The following is a 21,546-nucleotide window of genomic DNA, read 5'->3' on the forward strand; positions in this document are numbered from 1 at the left end:
CGCCGACCGGCAGGCATCCCGCAAATAATGCGCGCCGATAGCCGATCACTGGCGGCACGGCAAGCGCAAGGCGGACCGCAGGAAAGCCGTGGCCTTGGCAGCACCGGGCTGGTAGAGGCGCCGCATGCGAACCCGCTACATCATCATCCTCACGCTGAGCGCTGCGGCCATCGCCACCTTCGGTTCGGGCCTCGCCGGCGCGCAGGATCGCAAGGACGCACGCCCGCCGGGCAACCCCGATCTGGCGCCGGGCGGCACGATGCTGCGCACATTGCAGCGCGGCGAGTGGCAGTGCGCCTTGCCGGGCGACGCGGGCGGCGAAGCCTACCGGGTGGTCGAGGCCGAGGGTTTCCGCATCGGCAACGCCTCCAGCTATCGCAACCCGCAAGGGCGCGGCATATACCTGATGCGCGGCGACGAAGTGGTCTTCACCCGCGGCCCCAAGACCGACGAGAAGTTCCGGCAGCTGGGCGACAACATGCTGCAAAAGCTGAACGCCGACGGCACCCCGTCACGGCTGATCTGCACCCGGGTTGGCGGCAGCGGCTAGGTTTTCGGCCGTGCCGCGCGATTGCGGTGGCGAGTGTCGGCTTGTGGTGTTGTCCGGACAAAAGCTGCCGTTCGGGAAACGACCCCATAGCTGACCTTCAGTGGCTGCCTTACAATGCAAGCAATCGCCAACAGAATCGGTGCCCCATGACCGTTATCTCGAATGACAATCCATCAGCCTTCCAAACCTTCATGGAAGGATATTGGAATCAGATGGCGACCGAGATTTACAGCAGCTTTAGCGACGCACTGTCTGATTTCCGCGCTACAGAAGGCGATGGACTGCACAAGCGCCTGATCGCCGAAATAGGAGTTTTCCGCGCCGCTGGCCGCTTCCCGCAAATGGCAGATATTCAATCTGCGTATTCCGATCCATTTTGGAAGAGCTACGATCGGATAATCGTGCAAGAAGATTTAGAGTCCATCGGCGCTACATCGCCCGACATCGGGGTCGTCCGCTAACCACCCATCAGCAGCCATTCACCGTTCGTGACGCAGCGCCCGAAAGCGGACGGGCGATCACTCTCCCGCCCCTCTCACGTGCGCTTGATCACCTTGGCGAAGGCCTCGATCGCGGCGACCTCGTTACCGCCCCACACCGCGCCCGATACGGCGAGGAAATCCGCCCCTGCTGCAATCAGCGGAGCGCAGTTGTCGGGCGTGATGCCACCGATGGCTACACAGGGAATTTCGAAGATCTGGCTCCACCATTGCAGCGTCTCAAGCTCGGGCACCTCGGCGTCCGGCCCCTTGTCCTTGGTGGTGGAGGGATAGAACGCGCCGAAGGCTACGTAATCCGCCCCCGCCTCGCCCGCTTCCATCGCCATGTGGCGGCTGGCGTGGCAGGTGACGCCGATCTGCGCTTCGCGACCCAATTCCTCGCGCGCATCGCGCGGCGATCCGTCGTCCTGCCCCAGATGCACCCCGTCGGCCTTCAGCCGCTTGGCCAGCGCCACCGAATCGTTAACGATGAACGCGACATCATGCGCAGCGCAGATCGCCTGCAGCGGCGCGGCCAGTTCGGCGGCCTCGTGGCTGTCGACACCCTTCACGCGGAACTGGAAGGCGGTGACGAGCTGGCTTTTGGGCCCCTTCCCCGCCGCCAGCGCGCGTTCAAGCCGTTGCGGAAAATCGCCGCCGACGTCGAGCGGGGAGATGAGATAAAGCTGCGTTTCGATCATGCCGCGCTCGCTACTGCCTTGTTGCGCGGCTGTCACCTGTTCAGGGGCAGGCGCCGTATCAGACGCTGGCGCTGGCAATCTGGTCGATCGCCTTGCCGAGCACGGTATCGAACTCGTCATCCGACTGGGTTTTGCGCAAATCCTGCAACAGCCCGCGGCTGAAGCTGGCGATCATGCCGGGGTTCTGCGCAAGCCGCGTGCAGGCGTCGTCGGTCGAGAACCCGCCCGACAGAGCGACCACGCGCAGCACCTTGGGATGCTGCGTCAGCGGCGTGTAGAGGCCCGCCGTTGCCGGAATCGATAGCTTGAGCATGACCTGCTGGCCTTCGGGCAGCGCGCCGAGATGCTTGGTGATCTCCGCAAGCAGAATCTCCTCGCCGTCAACACGGTCTGCGGCAGTAATGTCGTATTCAGGCTCGATAATCGGCATCAGCCCGGCGGCGATGATCTGCGCCGCCACTTCAAACTGCTGGGCGACCACCGCAGCGATCCCGGCCGGGTTCGCCGACTTGATGACCGAGCGCATCTTGGTGCCGAACATGCCGTGCGCTGCCGACTTTTCCAGCAGCGCCGCCAGCTTCGTCATCGGCTTCATCAACTGCACGCCGTCCGCTTCGTCTGCGAGGCCTTCATCGACCTTGATGAACGGCACGATCCCGCGGGCTTTCAGCGCCTCGGCGGTGGGCTTGCCTTCCACTTCGCCGTCCATGGTCTTTTCGAACAGAATCGCGCCGATCACCTTGCCGCTGCCAAAACACGGCGCCGTGATGACGCGGGCGCGCATCGCGTGGATTGCCCCGAACATCTCGTCATCGCCCGACCATTCGCTGTCATCGACCCCGTATCCGCGCAGCGCCTTCGGCGTGGAGCCGCCAGACTGGTCGAGCGCCGCGATAAAGCCCTGTCCGGTGGCGATGCGGGTCGTCATTTCCTGGGTGTTCATTGCGGCGTTCTCCAGTGGCGCGGGGCGTGCGCGATGTGGCTGTTGTGGCTGCCCTCACAGGTCTATGCATACCTATGCAGGCGAAGGTTCGACCGGGCACTTAGCGAGCGTTTGCGCGGGCTGCAACAGCCATGCTGCAGCTGCACAAATGCTACAGTAACCTAGGTCACCGCGGCGTCAGGCGCCGGATGATTCCGGTAAAACTGAGCGCGGGCGTGCCGTCGCCCGTCACCAACCCGCGCACGAAAATGGTCTTGCCCCCGCCGCGCGTTACCTCGCCGCGCGCCTCGACCAGAGCGCCGGGCGCGACGGCTCCGAGAAAATCGCCTGCTAGGTTCAGCGTCACCGCGTGGCCGCCGCTCAATTCCTCGGTCGCAATGGCGAACAGGGCGAAATCCGCGAAGGTCAGCAGGCAGCCGCCATGCATGAAGCCGCCGCCGTTCATGTGGCGCGGTTCGGCGCGGAAGGCGCTGACATAGCTGCCATCATCCTCGCGCCGCATATAGAACGGGCCGGAACGGGTTTCGAACGGGTCCTGCGTCCAGTGGCGCCACCCGGCGAATTCTCCCTCGGTGCACAGGCTAGCCGTGGCGTAGCCCCAATCGTCGGTTTCGCTCATCGTGCTCGCACCCCGCGCCTATTTCCACAATTGCAGCTTGCCGACTGCTGCGGCGAGGTTGTCGCCCTCGTCGAGCCGCGCCAGGCTGCGTTCGGCGAGCTTCCACCCGCCGATCGTACCCTTGCGCCACAGGCCGGTGACCAGAAACGGTCCCGACCAGAGCTTTGCGCCCATCGCGAGTTCAAGTTCGGACCCGGCCACGAACCATGCGCTTTTGCCGTGCCGCCGCACGAACACCTCGTGAAAAGCGAACTTGGTGCAGGCAAAGCCGCGTTCCAGACCGGCAAGGAAGCTCGGCCGGTCGAGCAGCTGCGGCGGCAAGGTGCCGACCATGCACATGAAATCGCGCGCGGTGAGCTTTTTGGCTTCCTTGGCGTCGCCCGCCACCCACGCCCGCATCAGGCGCAGTTCGAGCGCTTCTATCTCGGACTCGACATTCGCCATATCAGGCCTGAAGCGCGGCTACGCCCGGCAGGACGCGCCCTTCCATCCATTCGAGGAACGCGCCGCCTGCGGTTGAAACATAGGAAAAATCTTCGGATGCACCCGCCTGCACCAGCGCCGCGACCGTATCGCCGCCGCCCGCTACGCTGATCAGCGATCCTTCCAGCGTCAGCGCCGCCGCCGTGCGTGCCAACGCAACCGTGGCCGCATCGAATGGCTCGGTCTCGAACGCGCCCAGCGGCCCGTTCCACACCAGTGTGCGGCAGGTCTTCAGCACATCCGCCAGCGCCTCGACCGCCTGCGGGCCAAGGTCAAGGATCATCTCGTCTTCGGCAACCTCGTGGACGTTGCAGGTGCGCAAAGACGCGGGGTTCGCCGCGAATTCCTTCGCCACCACCACGTCATAGGGCAGGTGGACGGTGCAGCCTGCGTGATCGGCCTCGTCCATGATGCGGGCAACGTTATCGGCCAGATCATGCTCGCACAGCGACTTGCCGACATTCACCCCGCGCGCGGCGAGGAAGGTGTTGGCCATGCCGCCGCCGATGATAAGGTGCTGCACCTTGCCCACCAGATGTTCGAGCACGGCAAGCTTGGTCGAAACCTTGGCCCCGCCGACCACCGCCGCAACCGGCGTTTCGGGACTGCCGAGCGCGGCATCGAGCGCCTTCAACTCTGCTTCCATCGAGCGACCGGCATAGGCGGGCAGGAAATGCGCCAGCCCTTCGGTCGTCGCATGGGCGCGGTGCGCGGCGCTGAAGGCGTCGTTGACATACAGCGTGCCGTTGGCCGCGATCGCCTGCGCAAGGTTGGGATCATTGGCCTCCTCACCCGGCCAGAAGCGGGTATTGTCGAGCAGGCCGATATCGCCGCCGCGCAGTATCCCGATCGACTGCGCCACCACCGGGCCGGTGATTTCGGGGATGAACATCACTTCCATGCCGAGCACCTGCTCGACATCGCCCACCACCATGCTGGTCGACAGGACCGACGACCGCTGACCGCCCGGCCGCCCGAAATGCGCCAGCAGCAGCACCTTGGCACCCCTGCCCGCCAGTTCTAGGATGGTCGGCTTGACCGCCTCGACGCGGGTCAGGTCGGTCGCCGAACCGTCCTTCATCGGCAGGTTGAGATCGACCCGCACCAGCGCAACCTCTCCGGTGAGATCGGCAGGCAGATCATCGAGGGTCTTGAACTTGGGCATCGGCATCTCCTGGCCCCCTCCCGCCTGCGGGAGGGGTAGCGAGACTTGCCAGCTTGCTGGCTAGTCGCAGCGGGGTGGGAGCGGTCGCTCGCGCCCACCCCCGACCCCTCCCGAAAGCGGGAGGGGAGAAGGCATTACAGAAACTTCGCCATAACCCCGGCGGTGTCGATCATCCGGTTGGAGAAGCCCCATTCGTTGTCGTACCAGCTGACCACGCGGGCAAGCTTGCCTTCCATGACGCTGGTTTCCAGCGAATCGACGGTAGAAGACGCCGGGTAGTGGTTGAAATCGCTCGAAACCAGCGGCTGATCGGTGAAGTCGAGCACACCCTTCATCGGGCCATCCGCCGCCGCCTTCAAGGCAGCGTTGATTTCTTCTGCGGTCGTATCGCGCCCCGGCACGAACACCAGATCGACAAGGCTGACATTGGGCGTCGGCACGCGCACGCTCGATCCGTCCAGCTTGCCCTTGAGTTCGGGCAGCACCAGCCCGACCGCGCGCGCGGCGCCGGTGGTGGTCGGGATCATGTTCTGCGCACCGGCGCGGGCACGGCGCAGATCGCTGTGGATCTGATCGAGCATGCGCTGGTCATTGGTGTAGGAATGGATCGTGGTCATGAACCCGCGCTCGATCCCGAAGGTATCGTTCAGCACCTTGGCCACCGGCGCGAGGCAATTGGTCGTGCAGCTGGCGTTGGAAATGATCACATCGTCGCCGGTCAGCGTTTGGTGGTTCACACCGTAGACGATCGTCTTGGACACGCCGGTTGCAGGCGCGGAGATCAGCACGCGCTTGGCTCCGGCGGTAAGATGCGGGCGGCTGGCTTCGTCCGACTGGAAGAACCCGGTGCATTCCAGCACGATGTCCACGCCCATGTCGCCATGCGGCAGCTTGCCGGGATCGCGTTCCTTGGTCACCGCGATGCGCTTGCCATTGACGATGATCGCATCGCCATCGGCAGTCACTTCGCCATCGAAGCGGCCATGGACGGAATCAAAAGCGAACAGCAGCGCGTTCGCCTTGGCATCTGCCAGATCGTTGATCGCGACCAGTTCCAGATCGTGGTCGCTGCGTTCGAGGATCGCGCGCGCGACAAGCCGGCCGATGCGACCGAAGCCATTGATGGCAACCTTGGTGGCCATGATAGATACTCCTGCTTAAGCGTTCAATTTGCTTTGGATTTGCGGGACTATTGCCTCCGCGGTGAAGCCGAAATGGGCGAACAGATCGCCCGCCGGCGCCGAAGCCCCGAAACGGTCCAGCCCGATATTGATCCCGCCGGTGCCGGTGTAACGCTGCCATCCGAAGGTGCTGGCAGCCTCGATCGAGACGATCAGCGCGTCGGCGGGCAGCACATCGGCGCGGTAGGCATCGGGCTGTTCGTCGAACAACTCGCTGCACACCATCGACACGACATCGACGCCCACGCCAGCCGCTTCGAGCTGCGCGGCGCAATCATAGGCGAGCGCGACTTCCGATCCGGTGGCGAGGATCACGACCTTGCGCGCGCCTTCCGCAGATTTGATCCGGTATCCACCCTTGGCCGACAGGTTCTCGCCCGCTTCCAACCGCAATTGCGGCAGGTTCTGGCGGGTCAGCGCCAACACCGTTGGGCGATCCTGCTGCTGCAACGCGATTTCCCAGCATTCGGCAGTCTCGACCGCGTCTGCGGGGCGCATCACCAGCAGGTTCGGCATCGCCCGCAGCGAAGCGATGTGCTCGATCGGCTGGTGCGTCGGACCATCCTCGCCCAGCCCGATGCTGTCATGCGTCATCACATAGATGACCCGCGCACGCTGGAGCGCCGAAAGCCGGATCGCACCGCGCGCATAGTCGGTGAACACCAGGAAGGTGCCGCCATAGGGGATCACCCCGCCGTGCAGCGCCATCCCGTTCATGGCCGCCGCCATGCCGAATTCGCGGATGCCATAATAGACATATCGGCCCGCGTAATTGTCCCGCTTGAAAGTGCCGATACCGCCTGCCAGCGTGTTGTTCGATCCGGTCAGGTCGGCGCTGCCGCCGATGGTGTCGGGCAGCGCCGGATTGATGGCGGCGAGCGCGATTTCCGATGCCTTGCGGGTGGCGATTTTCTGCGGTGCGCCGATCAGGCCGGCGATGTGGCTTTCAAGGCTGAAGCCTTCCGGCAGATCGCCTGCCATGCGGCGTTCGAAATCAGCCTTGTGGTCCGAAGCTGCGAGCCGCCCTGCCCACGCGCCGTGCGCCGCGCGGCCCGGTTCGCCGGCCATGTGCCAATCGGCGAGAATCTCGGAAGGGATCTCGAACGGCGCGGCCTCCCAGCCCAGCGTTTCGCGGGCGGCGGCAACTTCGCCTGCGCCAAGCGGCGATCCGTGAGTGGCGCTGGTGCCCTGCTTGTTGGGCGCGCCTTTGCCGATCACGGTGCGGCAGGCGACCAGAGAAGGCCGCGGATCGGCCTTGGCTTCCTGCAGCGCACGCTCGATATCATCGAAATCATGCCCGTCGCATTCCGTGACGTGCCAACCGGTCGCGGTGTAGCGCGCCTTGACGTCTTCGCTGGTGGAAAGGTCGGTCGCGCCGTCGATGGTGATGCGGTTATCGTCCCACAGCACGTTCAGGTGGCCGAGGCCGAGGTGGCCTGCCAACCCGATCGCTTCGTGGTTGATGCCCTCCATCAGGCAGCCGTCGCCTGCGATCACCCAGGTGCGGTGATCGACCAGATCATCACCGAACACCGCGTTGAGGTGCCGTTCAGCCATCGCCATGCCGACCGCCATCGCAACGCCCTGACCCAGCGGGCCAGTGGTGCATTCCACCCCGTCGAGCAGGAAGTTTTCCGGGTGGCCCGCGCACGGGCTGCTGATCTGGCGGAAGTTGCGGATATCCTCGATCGTCGGGCGCTCGTAACCGGTCAGGTGAAGCAGCGCGTAGATCAGCATCGATCCGTGACCGGCGGACAGCACGAAGCGATCGCGATCGGCCCAGAACGGCGCATTCGGATCGAACTTCAGGTGGCGCGTCCACAGCACTGTCGCCACGTCGGCCATGCCCATCGGCATTCCCGGATGGCCCGAATTGGCCGCTTCGACCGCGTCCATCGACAGGGCGCGGATCGCGTTTGCCATCAGCGGCAGGCGGGCGGGTTCGATCGTCATGGGCGCGCGTGTCTCCTGTGGTGCCTCGGGGCTGCCTGTCAGCCCCGAAAGCGTGCCGACCACGCCGCGCGGCGGGCAGGCGATTCGATCCCTCGGTTGCGGGCTGTGCCATTGCCGAGCCATCCGATGAGGTCAACCTTGCGTGCGATACGGTGCGATGCGGCAATCCCGACGACTTATCAACAGGTCTCGCCAAGGCTTTGCGTGAACATGCCTATCTTGGTATTTTACGCCGATGGTAGCCAACCGCATCGAGAACGCCGTGCAGCGCATAGAAGCCGCGATGCAGTGCATTGCCGCGGCGCGCGAGGCGGCGCTGGACGACGGCGGTCAGCAGGCAGCAGGCTCCAAGCGGGTCATCGAACTGGTCAACCGCCATGAAAAGTTGCGAGAACAAGTCGCTGAAAGCCTGAGCGAACTTGATGATCTGCTTGGCAAGCTGGAAGAATAGCCCATCATGAGCACGGTGACGATCTCCATCGGCCCCAAAAACTATCCGGTGGCCTGCGCCGATGGGGAGGAAGCGCATATCGCGGCGCTCGGTGCGATGATTGCGGAGAAATACGCGCTGATCGGATCGGCGCGTGCGCCGCTGGAAGCGCAGAACCTGCTGTTTGCCGCGCTCTTCCTGGCCGACGAATTGGCCGAGGCGAGAAAACGCGCGCCCGGCGCCACAAAATCAGGCGATGAAGCGCCCGCTTTGCAAGCCGAAATCGCGAGGCTCGAAGGCGAAATCGCCGAATTGCGCAAGGTGCCGGCCCAGCCTGCTGCGCCGCAACCCGCGCCCTTCGGCAATGCCGAGGCGAGCACCGCGTTGGCTGAAAGGCTGGAAGCGCTTGCAGAACGAGCAGAGGCCAACGCCGCGGCGCTTGAAGCGATCGCTCAGAGCGCCTAGATAAGGCCTTGACGGGACTGCCCGGCACGAGCCGATTGAATATCCCTGAGGCTATAAGTAATCCAAATGGGAGCTGTCCCTGTCCTTGCTTGCTGGTTCGTCCGGAAAGCTTGGGCATATGGCGCCCACCTGACGTAAAACGCGTCAGAGGATTTCTAGCGCAAACGACCCATGGTGGTCCCGTCACGTTTTTTCTTTAAGTTCCTCGCTCACGCGGCCTGAAGGCCGCATCGCTGCGGGCGCCCGGTCGGGCTTGCGGCCCTTCGGGTCGTTCCTCCGCTTTGAACTAAGGTTGTAAAAGCGCTTGGCCACCAAATCCGAACTTCGCCGTACCCTTCGCGCCGCGCGGCGGGCGCATGTTGCCGCGCAGCCTGATGCGATCCGCGCGCTGCTGTTCCATCGTCCGCCCGCGCCGCTTGCCGCCCGGATCGCTCCGGGCGCTACCATTGGGCTGTATCATGCCGCCCCTGACGAAGCCCCCGCCCGCGGCTATGCGCGGTTCTTCCATGAAGCCGGGCACACCATCGCCCTTCCCCGCTTCGCTTCGCGCGATGCGCCGATGATTCTGGCCCATCACACCGATCCTTACGGCGAAACCGATTGCGAACCCGGCCCGTTCGGCATCCAGCAACCCGGCGCCGCGGCAGATGTGATCGTGCCCGATATCCTGTTCGTGCCGCTGCTCGGCTTTACCGACGATTGCGAGCGGCTGGGACAAGGCGGGGGGCATTATGATCGCTGGCTGGCGGAACATCCCGGGCGCATGACCATTGGGCTCGCGTGGGACGTGCAGCTTTGTGCCGGCTTGCCTACCGAACCCCATGACGTGCCGCTCGACGCGGTCGTCACTCCCACGCGGATTTATGGATTCAACTGATGCGCGAAACCCCGACCTGGCGAATCCCTCTCGGCATCTTTGGTCTGTTCGTCGGACTGATGATCTATGGCGCGGTCATCGCCCGCTATGCACCCGGCCTGATCGGCAACTGGCCCGGCTGGGCGCAGACGGTTGTTTACGTGGTGCTGGGCCTCGTCTGGCTGCTGCCCTTGCGGCGCTTCCTGATCTGGATGGAGACCGGCAGCTGGAGCCCGCCTGTAACGGCCGCACCAACGAAAAAGGCGGACTGACGCCCGCCCCGTTTTCCTGATTGGATCTGTCGATGGCCATTCCCGCTGAGGGGAAGTGGCGCGAGTGACGGGACTTGAACCCGCGACCTCCGGCGTGACAGGCCGGCGCTCTAACCAACTGAGCTACACCCGCGTATTTCCTCGTCCGAAGAGCGTTCCGGCGATGCCGTTCCGTTCGTTGGAGCAGCGCCATTAGGGCTGGCTTCGAAGGCTGTCAACGCCCTCGTCACCTGCCCCGACGCGAATTTTTCATCAATCCACCAGCAACAATGCCGGCGTTTCGATCAGGCGCTTGATCCCCTGCACAAAGCTGGCTGCATTATGCCCGTCGACGACGCGGTGATCGCATGAAATCGAGATGTTCATCAGCTTGCGCTTGGCGATTCGCTCGCCTCCCATGCCGTCGGAAACGAACATCGGACGTTCGACAATGCGATTGGGGCCGATGATCGCAACTTCGGGCCGGTTGATGACCGGCGTGGTCGCCACCCCGCCAAGCGGCCCGAGCGAGGTGATGGTGAGGGTCGAGCCCGAAAGCTCCTCCGACGTCGCCTTGCCGCTGCGCGCGGCTTCCGCCAGACGCACGATCTCGCGCGCCAATTGCCACAGGTTGCGGCTTTGCGCATCACGAATCACCGGCACCATCAAGCCCGCGTCGGTCTGTGCGGCCATGCCGAGATGCACGCTGCCATAGCGCGTCACCACGCCCGCCTCGTCATCATAGCGCGCGTTGATCATCGGATAGTCGGGCACCGCCTTGCAGATCGCGCGGATCAGCAGCGGCAGCATGGTCAGCTTGGGCTTGTCGCCTCGTCCAGAGTTGAGATCGGCGCGCAGTTCTTCAAGCGCGGTGACATCGCATTCCTCGACATAGGTGAAGTGCGGGATGTGACGCTTGGCTGCAGCCATGTTCTGGGCGATGCGTTTGCGCAGGCCGATGACCTTGATTGTCTCGTCGCTGCGCGCCTTGCCCGCAGCGCCAAACCCGCTGCCGGCGTTGTAGGCGAGGAAAGCGTCCAGATCGCCATGGCGCACGCGGCCATCCTCGGCTGGCTTCACCTCGGCCAGATCAATCCCGAGATCGCGCGCGCGCTGACGCACGGCGGGGCTGGCGAGGACCTTGTGATCCGTTCGTGCCGAGCTTGTCGAAGCCCTGCCTTTCTCTTGCTCGGCCTCAGCCGGAGTGGAGGAAGACCCTTCGGCAGGCTCAGGAAGAACGGTGGCAGGCTCGGGCTCCTTATCGTCCGCCCCTTCGGCATCCGACATATCGTCTTCGATCTGCTCGGCAGCAGCCTCGGCCTGCTCCTCCGAAGCTTCGCCCCCCTCTTCCTGGGCAACTTCGATCACCAGCAGCATCGAACCGATCGCGATTACATCGCCGACCTCGCCCGCGACTTCGACCACGGTGCCCGCCACCGGGCTTTCGATGTCGATCGTCGCCTTGTCGGTCATCACGTCGACAAGGTGCTGGTCTTCCTCGACCCGGTCACCGACCTTCACGTGCCATTCGACGACTTCCGCCTCGGCCACGCCTTCGCCCACGTCGGGCATCTTGAAAATGAACTTCGCCATGGTGCGTTCAGTCCTTGAGAAGCTTGTCGATGGCATCGCCGATGCGGACCGGGCCCGGGAAATAGGCCCATTCGAGGCTGTGGGGATAGGGCGTATCGAAGCCGGTGACGCGTTCGACCGGGGCTTCGAGGTGATAGAAACAGCGTTCCGTGACGAGCGCGGAAAGCTCTGCGCCGAAGCCCGAAGTGCGGGTCGCCTCGTGCACGATCATGCAACGCCCGGTCTTTTCCACCGACGCTTCGATCGCTTCGATGTCGAGCGGAACCAGTGTGCGCAGGTCGATGATTTCGGCGTCGACGCCCTTTTCGCGGGCCACTGCTTCGGCGACGTGGACCATCGTGCCATAGGTCAGGATCGTCATCGCCTCGCCCGTGCGCACGATACGTGCCTTGCCCAGCGGGATGCGGTAATATCCTTCGGGCACCACGCTGTCGGCGTGCTTCTTCCACGGCTCGACCGGCTTGTCGTAGAAGCCCGAGAACGGGCCATTATAGATGCGCTTGGGCTCGAAGAAGATGACCGGGTCATTATCCTCGATCGCCGCGATCAGCAGGCCCTTGGCATCATAGGGGGTCGCGGGGATGACGGTCTTCAGGCCCGAAACATGGGTGAAGATTGCCTCGGGGCTCTGGCTGTGGGTCTGCCCGCCGAAGATACCCCCGCCGAAGGGCGAACGCACGGTCATCGGCGCGATGAAATCTCCGGCCGAACGGTAACGCAGCCGCGCAGCCTCGCTGATGAGCTGGTCGAGACCGGGGTAGATGTAATCGGCGAACTGGATTTCCGGTACGGGGCGCAAGCCGTAAGCGCCCATTCCCACCGCCACGCCGATGATCCCGCATTCTGAAATCGGGGTGTCGAACACGCGGGTTTTGCCGTGTTTCGCCTGCAGGCCAGCAGTGGCGCGGAACACCCCGCCGAAATAGCCCACGTCCTCGCCCATGATGATCACGTCGGGATCGCGCGCCAGCATGATGTCGAGCGCTTCGTTGATCGCCTCGATCATGTTGAGGCGGCGTTCGGGAGCGGTTTCCGCGTTCGCCACGGTTTGGGTATCTTCGCTCATCCGAAGGGCCTTTCGGTACCGAACTTGGCGATGCGTTCGCGGATTGCCTGATCGGCCTGTTCTTCAAGGTGCCAGGGCAGCTCCTCGTACACATCCTCGAACATGGTGTGGAACGGGTGGTGCAACCCGTGGCCGAGGATGCCGTTCTTTTCGGCTTCCTTGGTGGTGGCCTTGACCAGTTCGGCACATTCCAGATCCATCGCGGCGTGGCGTTCCTCGTCCCATTCGCCGATGTCGATGAGGTGCGCCTTGAGCCGCGTCACCGGATCGCCCAGCGGCCATTCCTCGCGCTCCTGCGCGCTGCGGTAGCCGCTCGGGTCGTCCGAGGTTGAGTGTCCTTCCGCCCGGTACGTAAAATATTCGATCAGCGTCGGCCCCTGATTGGCGCGCGCGCGGTTGGCGGCCCACTGCGCGGCGGCAAAGCAGGCGAGCGCATCATTGCCGTCGACCCGCAGCGCGGCGATGCCATAGCCCAGCCCGCGCGCGGCGAAGGTGGTGCGTTCGGCACCGGCAAAACCGCTGAAGCTGCTGATCGCCCACTGGTTGTTGATAATATTGAGGATAACCGGTGCATTATACACCGCCGCAAAGGTGCAGGCGCTGTGGAAATCGCCCTCTGCCGTGCTCCCTTCGCCAACCCATGTCGCAGCAATCCGGCTGTCGCCCTTGATCGCGCTCGCCATCGCCCAGCCCACTGCCTGCGGGGTCTGCGTGGCGAGGTTGCCGGAGATGCTGAAAAACCCGTGCTCGCGGCTGGAATACATGATCGGCAGCTGGCGGCCCTTCAGCTTGTCGGCCTTGTTCGAATATATCTGGTTGATCATCTCGATCAGCGGGTACCCGCGCGCAATGAGGATGCCCTGTTGACGGTAGGACGGGAACACCATGTCGTCGCTCGCCAGCGCCATCGCGGGCGCGATCGAGGTCGCCTCCTCGCCGGTGCATTTCATGTAGAAGCTGGTTTTGCCCTGCCGCTGCCCGCGAAACATGCGTTCGTCGAATGCCCGCACCATCGCCATGTGGCCGAGCATCTGGCGCAGGGTTTCGGGGTCCAGCCGCGGGTTCCAGGGCCCGTGCGCCTGATTGTCATCGCCCAGCACCCGGATCAGACTATAGGCCAGCTCGCCCATCTGCGAAGGATGCGCGCTTTCATCGGGACGTGGCTGACCGCCGGGTGTGCCGATGTCGATATCGGAGAAATCGACGGTGTCGCCGGGCCGGTATTTCGGTTCGGGAACATGCAGTGACAACGACGGACGATTGCCGTCCGGCGCAGGGGCAGGCTGTTTTTCAGGATCGACCGGTCCGGCCATTGCAGCGCTCTCCCAACTGCTTCGCACCCGTCAACGGTAGTGCAATCATTGCTTGATCGCGTATTTTTATTTCAACGCAGGCGCGCGGTCAAGCATCGCGCTCTGCGGCGATCACACCGCAACAGGCGCCTTGATCGGAGGCAGCGGCGCGTAATCATGCACCACGAAATCATCGATGCGGTAATCGAATATTGTTTCGGGGGTGCGGGTGATCTCCAGTCTCGGATGACCCTGCGGCGCGCGGCCGAGCTGCTCCGCGATCAGATGGGCGTGGTTGAGGTAGAGGTGCACGTCCCCGCCCATCCACACCAGTTCGCCCGGCTGCATGCCCGTCTGCTGCGCGATCATGCGGGAAAGCAGCGCCGCCGACCACAGGTTGAACGGCAAGCCGAGCGCGATATCGCAGCTGCGCTGATATAGCAGGCAGTTGAGCCGTGCGCTCTCTCCCTCCCCCGCGACATGGAACTGGTAGGTCTTGTGGCACGGCGGAAGCGCCATCCGGTCAAGCTCGGCGACATTCCAGCCTTCAATGATATGGCGGCGGCTGCCCGGGCTGGCGCGCAGGCTTTCGATCACGGCTGCGATCTGATTGATGCCCTCGCCCTTCTCGTAAAGTCCATCGGCGCGATACCGGTAAGTCGGCCAATCGACCCATTGCTTGCCGTAAACTGGCCCAAGCTCACCCCAAGCGGCAGCGAAAGCCTCGCTTTCGGCGATGCGGCCAACGAACTCGTCGAGGCTGATGTCGTCCCCGGTTTCGCGGACGTAATGCACGTGCGGCCATTCGTTCCAGATCTTGACGCCCTGCAGCACCAGCGGGCGGATATTGGTGGAACCGGTCAGGAACCACAGCAATTCGCGTGTGGCGGTCTTCCAGTAGACCCGCTTGGTGGTGAGTAGCGGCATTGCGCCATCCGCCAGATCGAATCGCAGCATCGCCCCGCACACAGAGCGCGTGCCCACACCGGTGCGATCAATCCGCTCGCTCCCGGTCTCCCACACCGCGCGCATCAGATCGAGATATTGCTGCTCCGGATGGGGAACGGCGGGGTCGGAAACGGGAATCGCTGCGCTGGCCATGAAAGCGACTATACGAGTGCAATTGCCCGCTTGCCACTATGCTCATCCACACCTATAGGGCGCGCCTTGCCTCGACCCGCGTGGCGTTTTTTCACGCGGGACCGACACGGTCGGGGAGTAGCTCAGCCTGGTAGAGCACTGTCTTCGGGAGGCAGGGGCCGGAGGTTCGAATCCTCTCTCCCCGACCAATTTCGGCATTTTCAAGCCTTAAGTCACTGAAGTCCTGCACTTTCCTCCATATGAGGAAATCGGTCGGGAATCGGTTTACGCGCTAACGGCCGCTCGCACGGGTCAGCGATCTAAATCGCATGCCGCTGCAGCCTTCGCTTACAAAATCAAGGCAGATGGCCTAACTTGTTGCCGATCAACCTGAGGCCGCCCGTGCCCGGGATCAACAAAGCGAGCTCACCTATGTTCGACGAACCCGGCTTTCCCAGCGCACCCGACTGGGAATTCGCTGAAATCACGCTCCAGACTTTCGTTTACTGTAGCCGGGCCGCCGAGGGCATCGATGATGTCGAGGTTGCGCGCATCGTCGAGTTTTCTCAACGCCGCAATGTCGCCCGCGGCATCACCGGGGTGCTGGTTTTCGGCAGCGGTGTCTTCTTTCAATGGATCGAGGGGCCGCCCGCCGAGGTCGAAAAACTGATCGCGAGCCTGCATGGCGATACGCGACACAATGATGTCGTCGCGCTGGATCTGAGCGTCGAAAAGCGTGAACGTCTGTACCCGGGCTGGGAAATGGAGTTGGTCGAAGCTGACGATATCCGCACGGTGCTGCACGATGCGCTCGACTGCGCCGAAGACGAAAAGAACGTGGCGGCACTAAAGCGCATTCTCCAGCACCTCGATACAGAGCCGCTGGCTTCGCTCGGACGCAATTGATCGGGCGGACGGTGGCCAGTTCCGAACCGTGCTGTCCTGTTCGATCTGCCAGCTTGATTGCGGCGCAAGACTCGCTGGATGACTAGTCAGCGCTGAAGACGTCGCATCGCGGCCAGATCCTCATCCCCAAGCATCAACCGAACCCCCAGCGAGCCTGTGCCAGCCAGCACCGGCGATTTCCTGAGGCAAATCTCCACAGCGACGATCTGGCTGTAAGCCGCGCAAGCCTGTGCGATCAGCGTCATCAGGTATTCCTGCGTTTCGAATTTCCGGCTCCGAGCGATCACCGCGATCCGTGCGATCAAGGGATCGTAATCGAACACATGGGCCATGTCGTCCGACGCAACCTGAACCAGTTCAGGCGAGATCGTCAGATCGAAATCCAGAACGTGGTGATCAGGCACCACATCATCCGGCCCGTAGGTTCCGATCGATGCCGGAAGATGGAGATCGCGCAGTTCAATCCGGGCTTGGCGGGTCATTAATTCAGCTTTCTGTTCGTCCGGGCAAGAAACTCGCCGCACGAAGGCAAGAGATTTAAACGTGGCGCGTCATACAATGAGATGTCTGCAATGACAGCTTTCCGTCGCGCGAAGTTGCCTTCGCGATGTCCGATAAAGGGTGGTTTCCGGAACGGCGGCTTCCGAACGGCGGCACCCTCCCGTCTTAGAGATTTCCGGCTTTCTCGTCCAAATGATCCTCGGACCCTCACCAATGCAATCCAATTAGGGAACTTGGGTTTTGGCGCAGCGCGTGTATCGGTTTGATGGTCAGAGCCTGAAAGTATTCCAAACCGGGGCTCAACATCAAATGCTTAAATGGCAAATCCGCATCGCGGCCAATTCCCTGAAGGCCTGCGTCCCTTTTCAGGCGAAGCTGAGAAGGCTGAAGCATTCGATAAAGCCTCCCGTCCCCGGCCGACATCATGAACTTGTGCTAGACGGTATCTTTGAACAAGTTTCGATGATCAGACAGGCTGGCGGGCGGATCGAAGGCGCCAGGGTGCTCGAAATCGGCAGCGGCTGGATACCGGTTGCTCCCCTGATCTACCGGATCGCCGGAGCCCGTGAAGTTGTATTGTCGGACCAGCACAGACTATTGCACCCACGTTCGGTGCAGGCGGCGGTCGCATTCCTGCGCAAGCGAACCAGCCGGCTCGCAAGAGAATTGGATGTCGACGAGGCCAGGGTTTCCGAAGTGCTTGACGTTCCAATGTCAGGACGTCTGAGTTCGATGCTTGAAGCTCTTGGCCTACGCTACGTTGTTCCGCTGAACGGCGAAACCCTGAAGGGCGAAATCGACATCGCCTACACTCATACCGTGCTTGAACACATTCCGCCGGAAGCCCTCACCGAAGTTTTCGCACTGGTTCGTACCCGGCTCGGAAAAGGGGGGGTGTTCTGTAACGGGATCGACAACAGCGATCACCGGCGATCATACGACGAAGGCCTCTCGACGGTTGATTTCTTGAGTTATTCTGACTTCGCATGGGATATGCAGTGCATAAATCCGCAGGATTATACCAACCGCTTACGGCACTCGGATTACATATGCCTGCTCACGGAGACCGGTTTTAAATTGCTCAACACTCAGGTCCACATTGCGAAAGACGCAATGGCCAAAATCGAGCCGCAAAAACTGCCCCAACGGTTCCGCAACAAAACTGCCGAAGACCTTTGTACGACATGGAGCTTGATACTGGCGCGCGCCTGAGGCGGGCTGCCACATGACGATCGCCATGATGGCGGGCGTGAATGGCTGCTTTTGGACACGTAGCGCAATACGGCCCTATGTTGGCACAAGAGTGACGCGTCAGCCTCTCTATCATGGCTTGCTAAGTGTCGGGTACAGTCGACATTGACCAGGATTGAGCGGGAGCGCACCGCTTAGGCGGCGGACAACTCGTCCTTACGCCGATTGCTGCCGTTGCCCTGATGAAAAGGTTCCGCGGAGCGCGTCGAGCCTGAACAGCGAATTGCGAGGCCGGACGAGAAATTTCGCTTAGGTTAGATTACATTATTCGCGGCCCGCCTAAGATATCGCAAGCTGTCCACCGGCGCATTGTTGGGGCAATTCGAGTGGACGGGTGGAGTAAATCTGCGTCGTCATTGCGGTGATGAACGCAATGCGGCGGGTCCGGGCTATGTGTGCTCAGCGCTGGCGCAGCTCGAGATTGCCGAGGGGGTGGTAATGGACGATAACTCACACGATTTGATCGCGACTACGGCGCTCGCCCCCAGCGAGGGCGACGGACGGTTGCTGGCCTTCAAAAATCTGGACGATCTCGGCCCTGCGGGGCGCGCGCAACTTCGAACCCGGGCTCTCGCATGCGCTGCTAGTGGCGGTTCCCGCTACCGACGACGTGATACAAAGCGGCCGTTCGGACCAAGGGGCCTGTGCGACGCAGTATGCAGCGCTGCGCTCGACATGGCTGTGGTTCTGCAAAAGTGCAATGTTTACACCTCCGTGAAGGCAAGTCGCCAGCCCCACAATCTGGTGGGATGTTTATGATGACGGGTCATCCCACGGCCGCCCAATCGGGCGCGGACTCCCAGTCTCGTGCAGTGATCGAGGCGGCACGGGTGGTCGTCATCCTCGCAACCCACAACGGGGCGGGCTGGATCGAACGTGTGCTTGCCGGCTACGAATGCCAACAAGGTGTCGATTTCCGCTGGGCCTTGCTGGTCATCGACAATGCCAGCACCGACGCGACGCCTGCCGTTCTCGAACGTTTCCGCTCCAAGTTGCCACTCGTTGTCATAACGGAACCGCGTCCAGGCAAGAACGCCGCCTTGAACCGCGGACTTGCCACTATCGACAACCCGAATTGCGACTACATCTTCACCGACGATGATGCGGTGCCTGACAGCCGCTTTCTCGCTTCCTGGCGCAAGGCGCTCGCGCCGAGCAAGGCTTACGGTCTGTTCGGCGGAACCGTCCTTCCCTGCTTCGAAGAAGTCGATGTCACGGTTCCGCAGCGCTATGCGAAATGGTACGCTGAGATTTACGCTTGCAACCAGCGTGGCGAAGGAGAAATTCCGCCGGGCGCGATCTTCGGTCCGAACATGGGGGTAGCGGGCCATATCCTGCGTGCGGGGTTCCGTTTCAACGAAGCGATCGGGCCGAAGAGCTCGGACCCCTTCTACGCGATGGGTAGCGAAACCGAATTTTGCGTGCGCGTTGCGCGTGAGGCGAAGGCGCGGTGCTGGTTCACGGCGGCGCCCAGCGTCAAGCACATTGTGCGTCCGACGCAGACGACGGAGGAATTCATCCTTGCGCGCGCCTTTCGCCACGGCCGCGGCTGCGCGACCAAGGAGGGGGCCCTTGCCAGCGGTTTACTCGAGGTGTTGAAGAGGCGGCTTCTTCTCGCCCGTTTTGGCACTGCCGGCCTGCTGGGAAGCGCCGAGGCGCGCTGGAACGAGGCGTGGCACCGGGGCTTCCTAGCGGGTCTGCGCGACAACCTTGCCGAAGGACTGGCGCCGAGTGCCTTGATTGATTTGGCCAGTCTGAGTGATCAATGCGGCGCTGAGCCCGTTACAAAGTCCTGAGTGGAGGATCGATCCGTGCAGGGGTAGGCCTCATGCAGCCGGGCTGCCGCGCGCATCAGTGGTGATCCCAAACCTTGCAGGCTGGCTAGTCTTCTGTTGGATCGCCAGCGTTTGGTCGGGATTTCCGGCCCAGCAAAGATGTCTGTTGTCTCGATCTGAGCAAGGTCGCAGCCTCTAGGTGCTGGTTCGCTTGAGACGATGGCAGCCTGACCCGTGCCAAAGCCCGCTTTACGCCGGATGCATGGGCGTGCGGAACTCAGGTTAGAGCATTCCTTTGCCTATCCGGCAATTGTTCATCTTCCGGGATGGAGATGATCGTGACGAAGAAGCTTGCCGACATGGAGGCACTGCGGGGCTTGGCTGCTCTCGGCGTGGTGATCTACCACTACCTTTACGGCTTCGTACCAGCCGCTGGGCACAGTTCTGCCGCACCCATCAACGAGATGGTGATGGTCGAGAGGCCATTTCTGCTGGCCTTCATCAACGGCCCCTTCATGGTCTCGATATTCTTCGTTCTGTCCAGCTTCGTCCTGACCACGAGGCTTGTCAGGGAGGCAGACCCGCGGGTCGCGATCATTGCCATGGCAAAGCGCTTCCCGCGCCTGTTCCCGCTCACGCTAATCGGTGCGCTCCTGCCAGCGCTGCTGTTCGCGGCGGGCTGGACGTATAATCATCAACTCGCCGATGTGATCGGTTCGATCTGGCTCGAACGCAGCGGCGGAGTCAAAATCCGGGACGATTGGCCAGAGCCGTCCGTCTTCGGCGGCGTCCGCGATTCCATTCTGCTGTTCGGGCGCGGTCTCAGCCAGTACAATTCGGCGCTCTGGACGATGAAATACGAACTGGTCGGCAGCATTTTTGCGCTTGCCGCGGCAATGCTCTTGGGCTCGCGGCGGAAGGTTGGCGCGGACGCTGTCATCACGCTGGCGCTTGGAGTGGTGGGGCTGACGGTCCACCCGCTGATCTCGATCTGTGTCGCCACGGTGTTCGTGACGAAGTATGTCGCACATCCAGACTTCAAGATCGGTCCCTTCACCGTCGCGGCCTGCATCATCGGCGGCCTCATCCTCGGCAGCACCTACAAGTCGCTCCCCGAGGAACTGCTGATCGATCCGTGGAGCAGAAGGCAAGTGTTGCGGCTCGACTGGCTGGCACATGGGGCCGGCGCCATCCTGTTGTTTCTGGGCGTCCGAGGGGCGTCGGGAAGCTCTTTCGGCGCAGGCTCGTTCGGCACGTATCTCGGACGCCTGTCGTTTCCCATCTATGTCCTACACCTTCCGGTCTTTGCCTCGGTGGCGAGCGGTCTTATCCTCGTTCTGGGTTACAGCGAATCTTCGGTGATGCTGGCGTTCTTCGTTTCAATGGGCGTCCTTTTAGCCATCTCGCATCCCGCAGCCATGTTCGACGAATGGTGGGTCGGACGACTAAACGCGATGCTGCGCCGGTTCTATCCCCAGCGCGCACGCGCGCAAGCCGTGACCGCTGATCCTGCGCCGTAACCAAATCTCATGCGCATGAGACCGGTTGCGGCCGGTGCCCTGAACACCACTCAGGTGAAGCGGGCGAAGGGGCTCGCACAGGCCTCGCCGCCGATGAAGCGCACGTTCTGCGCTACGGGATCGGCGGAGAGATAGTCGGTTTGGGTCACGAAGGTGGTGACTACGCGCCTTTCGTATTCCTCGAACTCCCGGCCGATCCGCTGGGGCCCCCATTCCGTGAGAGGGTCGGGGCCAGCGACGGTAGCGGCGCGGTAGAATGCCAGCCGCTGCTGCGAGGGAGCAAAGGGCCGGTCTATCTCGTCTAGCAAGGCGGCGAAATGGTCGTCCGCCATACGGAAATCTCCCACGGAGCGACGAAGGATGTCGCGCACGAGCGCGGCGCGGTGGTCTTGCATCAGGCCAATGCTGCCGCCGCCGACGATGACGGCCCCTGACACAGCAATCGCGGCGAATGTCTGGCGGCGGGTCAGTTCGGGCATGATGCTA

Annotated in this window: 23 protein-coding genes, 2 tRNA genes and 1 other RNA gene; 12 read left to right on the top strand and 14 right to left on the bottom strand. The window is 62.7% G+C overall.

All coding sequences use genetic code 11. From position 1 onward, the window contains the following. The first annotated feature begins 124 nt into the window (after positions 1 to 124). Complete coding sequence (locus tag Q0L48_RS02705) at positions 125 to 550, top strand: elongation factor P (RefSeq protein ID WP_296716899.1); 426 nt, start codon at positions 125 to 127, stop codon at positions 548 to 550. A gap of 146 nt (positions 551 to 696) precedes the next feature. After that, positions 697 to 1,011: a hypothetical protein gene (locus tag Q0L48_RS02710; RefSeq protein WP_296716900.1), complete on the top strand. Its 315-nt coding sequence runs from the start codon at positions 697 to 699 to the stop codon at positions 1,009 to 1,011. Between the two features lie 74 nt (positions 1,012 to 1,085). Here Q0L48_RS02710 and thiE read toward each other — a convergent pair whose 3' ends face one another. The 7 genes from thiE to tkt form a co-directional block, all read right to left on the bottom strand. Continuing rightward, on the bottom strand, positions 1,086 to 1,730 hold the full coding sequence (thiE, locus tag Q0L48_RS02715; protein WP_296716902.1) for a thiamine phosphate synthase: 645 nt from the start codon (positions 1,728 to 1,730) through the stop codon (positions 1,086 to 1,088). Between the two features lie 58 nt (positions 1,731 to 1,788). Continuing rightward, complete coding sequence (locus Q0L48_RS02720) at positions 1,789 to 2,673, bottom strand: fructose bisphosphate aldolase (RefSeq protein WP_296716904.1); 885 nt, start codon at positions 2,671 to 2,673, stop codon at positions 1,789 to 1,791. A 166-nt stretch (positions 2,674 to 2,839) separates the two neighbouring features. Beyond that, positions 2,840 to 3,292 (bottom strand): PaaI family thioesterase, encoded by a 453-nt coding sequence (locus Q0L48_RS02725; protein ID WP_296716906.1) that lies wholly within the window; start codon positions 3,290 to 3,292, stop codon positions 2,840 to 2,842. A gap of 18 nt (positions 3,293 to 3,310) precedes the next feature. Then, complete coding sequence (locus Q0L48_RS02730) at positions 3,311 to 3,736, bottom strand: nuclear transport factor 2 family protein (protein ID WP_296716908.1); 426 nt, start codon at positions 3,734 to 3,736, stop codon at positions 3,311 to 3,313. 1 nt (position 3,737) lies between these two features. Continuing rightward, positions 3,738 to 4,940, bottom strand: a complete 1,203-nt coding sequence (gene pgk, locus Q0L48_RS02735) for a phosphoglycerate kinase (protein ID WP_296716909.1) — start codon at positions 4,938 to 4,940, stop codon at positions 3,738 to 3,740. Between the two features lie 134 nt (positions 4,941 to 5,074). Next, on the bottom strand, positions 5,075 to 6,082 hold the full coding sequence (gap, locus tag Q0L48_RS02740; protein WP_296716911.1) for a type I glyceraldehyde-3-phosphate dehydrogenase: 1,008 nt from the start codon (positions 6,080 to 6,082) through the stop codon (positions 5,075 to 5,077). A gap of 15 nt (positions 6,083 to 6,097) precedes the next feature. Beyond that, positions 6,098 to 8,074 (bottom strand): transketolase, encoded by a 1,977-nt coding sequence (gene tkt, locus Q0L48_RS02745; protein WP_296716913.1) that lies wholly within the window; start codon positions 8,072 to 8,074, stop codon positions 6,098 to 6,100. Between the two features lie 235 nt (positions 8,075 to 8,309). Between tkt and Q0L48_RS02750 the strand changes: the two genes are divergently transcribed. The 5 genes from Q0L48_RS02750 (at position 8,310) to Q0L48_RS02770 (ending at position 10,097) form a co-directional block, all read left to right on the top strand. Beyond that, the gene (locus Q0L48_RS02750) at positions 8,310 to 8,525 is read left to right on the top strand and encodes a hypothetical protein (protein ID WP_296716915.1); all 216 of its coding nucleotides are present in this window, start codon (positions 8,310 to 8,312) and stop codon (positions 8,523 to 8,525) included. A 6-nt stretch (positions 8,526 to 8,531) separates the two neighbouring features. Further along, the gene (locus Q0L48_RS02755; RefSeq protein ID WP_296716917.1) at positions 8,532 to 8,969 is read left to right on the top strand and encodes a cell division protein ZapA; all 438 of its coding nucleotides are present in this window, start codon (positions 8,532 to 8,534) and stop codon (positions 8,967 to 8,969) included. Positions 8,970 to 8,980: 11 nt separating this feature from the next. Then, a non-coding RNA gene (ssrS, locus tag Q0L48_RS02760) (6S RNA) lies at positions 8,981 to 9,154 on the top strand. A gap of 119 nt (positions 9,155 to 9,273) precedes the next feature. Continuing rightward, a complete protein-coding gene (locus Q0L48_RS02765) occupies positions 9,274 to 9,846 on the top strand; it encodes a 5-formyltetrahydrofolate cyclo-ligase (protein ID WP_296716920.1) in 573 nt (190 codons plus the stop codon). Continuing rightward, positions 9,846 to 10,097 (top strand): DUF2842 domain-containing protein, encoded by a 252-nt coding sequence (locus Q0L48_RS02770; protein ID WP_296716922.1) that lies wholly within the window; start codon positions 9,846 to 9,848, stop codon positions 10,095 to 10,097. Before Q0L48_RS02765 ends, Q0L48_RS02770 begins: the two co-directional genes overlap by 1 nt. A 56-nt stretch (positions 10,098 to 10,153) precedes the next feature. Here Q0L48_RS02770 and Q0L48_RS02775 read toward each other — a convergent pair. The 5 genes from Q0L48_RS02775 to thyA form a co-directional block, all read right to left on the bottom strand. Beyond that, positions 10,154 to 10,230: transfer RNA gene (locus Q0L48_RS02775), tRNA-Asp, on the bottom strand. 119 nt (positions 10,231 to 10,349) lie between these two features. Continuing rightward, on the bottom strand, positions 10,350 to 11,669 hold the full coding sequence (locus Q0L48_RS02780) for a dihydrolipoamide acetyltransferase family protein (RefSeq protein ID WP_296716924.1): 1,320 nt from the start codon (positions 11,667 to 11,669) through the stop codon (positions 10,350 to 10,352). Positions 11,670 to 11,676: 7 nt separating this feature from the next. Further along, positions 11,677 to 12,735, bottom strand: coding sequence for an alpha-ketoacid dehydrogenase subunit beta (locus Q0L48_RS02785; protein WP_296716927.1), 1,059 nt, complete (start codon positions 12,733 to 12,735; stop codon positions 11,677 to 11,679). Beyond that, positions 12,732 to 14,048, bottom strand: coding sequence for a 3-methyl-2-oxobutanoate dehydrogenase (2-methylpropanoyl-transferring) subunit alpha (locus tag Q0L48_RS02790; RefSeq protein ID WP_296716929.1), 1,317 nt, complete (start codon positions 14,046 to 14,048; stop codon positions 12,732 to 12,734). Before Q0L48_RS02790 ends, Q0L48_RS02785 begins: the two co-directional genes overlap by 4 nt. A 111-nt stretch (positions 14,049 to 14,159) precedes the next feature. Further along, positions 14,160 to 15,128, bottom strand: a complete 969-nt coding sequence (gene thyA / locus Q0L48_RS02795; RefSeq protein ID WP_296716932.1) for a thymidylate synthase — start codon at positions 15,126 to 15,128, stop codon at positions 14,160 to 14,162. A gap of 111 nt (positions 15,129 to 15,239) precedes the next feature. On the opposite strand from thyA, the gene Q0L48_RS02800 reads away from it, so the two are divergent. After that, a tRNA-Pro gene (locus Q0L48_RS02800) sits at positions 15,240 to 15,316 on the top strand. Between the two features lie 166 nt (positions 15,317 to 15,482). Beyond that, a complete protein-coding gene (locus tag Q0L48_RS02805; protein ID WP_296716935.1) occupies positions 15,483 to 16,013 on the top strand; it encodes a BLUF domain-containing protein in 531 nt (176 codons plus the stop codon). An 86-nt stretch (positions 16,014 to 16,099) separates the two neighbouring features. Here the strand turns inward: Q0L48_RS02805 and Q0L48_RS02810 are convergent, their stop codons facing one another. Further along, positions 16,100 to 16,495 (bottom strand): dihydroneopterin aldolase, encoded by a 396-nt coding sequence (locus Q0L48_RS02810; RefSeq protein ID WP_296716938.1) that lies wholly within the window; start codon positions 16,493 to 16,495, stop codon positions 16,100 to 16,102. 259 nt (positions 16,496 to 16,754) lie between these two features. On the opposite strand from Q0L48_RS02810, the gene Q0L48_RS02815 reads away from it, so the two are divergent. The 3 genes from Q0L48_RS02815 to Q0L48_RS02825 all read left to right on the top strand — a co-directional run bounded on the left by Q0L48_RS02815 (position 16,755) and on the right by Q0L48_RS02825 (position 21,060). Further along, positions 16,755 to 17,726, top strand: a complete 972-nt coding sequence (locus Q0L48_RS02815; protein WP_296716940.1) for a hypothetical protein — start codon at positions 16,755 to 16,757, stop codon at positions 17,724 to 17,726. A gap of 869 nt (positions 17,727 to 18,595) precedes the next feature. Then, entirely contained in the window at positions 18,596 to 19,561 is a 966-nt protein-coding gene (locus Q0L48_RS02820) for a glycosyltransferase family 2 protein (RefSeq protein WP_296716943.1), read from the top strand. 317 nt (positions 19,562 to 19,878) lie between these two features. Then, a complete protein-coding gene (locus tag Q0L48_RS02825; protein WP_296716945.1) occupies positions 19,879 to 21,060 on the top strand; it encodes an acyltransferase in 1,182 nt (393 codons plus the stop codon). 50 nt (positions 21,061 to 21,110) lie between these two features. Here the strand turns inward: Q0L48_RS02825 and Q0L48_RS02830 are convergent, their stop codons facing one another. Continuing rightward, entirely contained in the window at positions 21,111 to 21,539 is a 429-nt protein-coding gene (locus tag Q0L48_RS02830; RefSeq protein ID WP_296716948.1) for a hypothetical protein, read from the bottom strand. Positions 21,540 to 21,546 lie beyond the last annotated feature (7 nt).

Source organism: Erythrobacter sp., from assembly GCF_024305245.1.
Lineage (GTDB): Bacteria > Pseudomonadota > Alphaproteobacteria > Sphingomonadales > Sphingomonadaceae > Erythrobacter.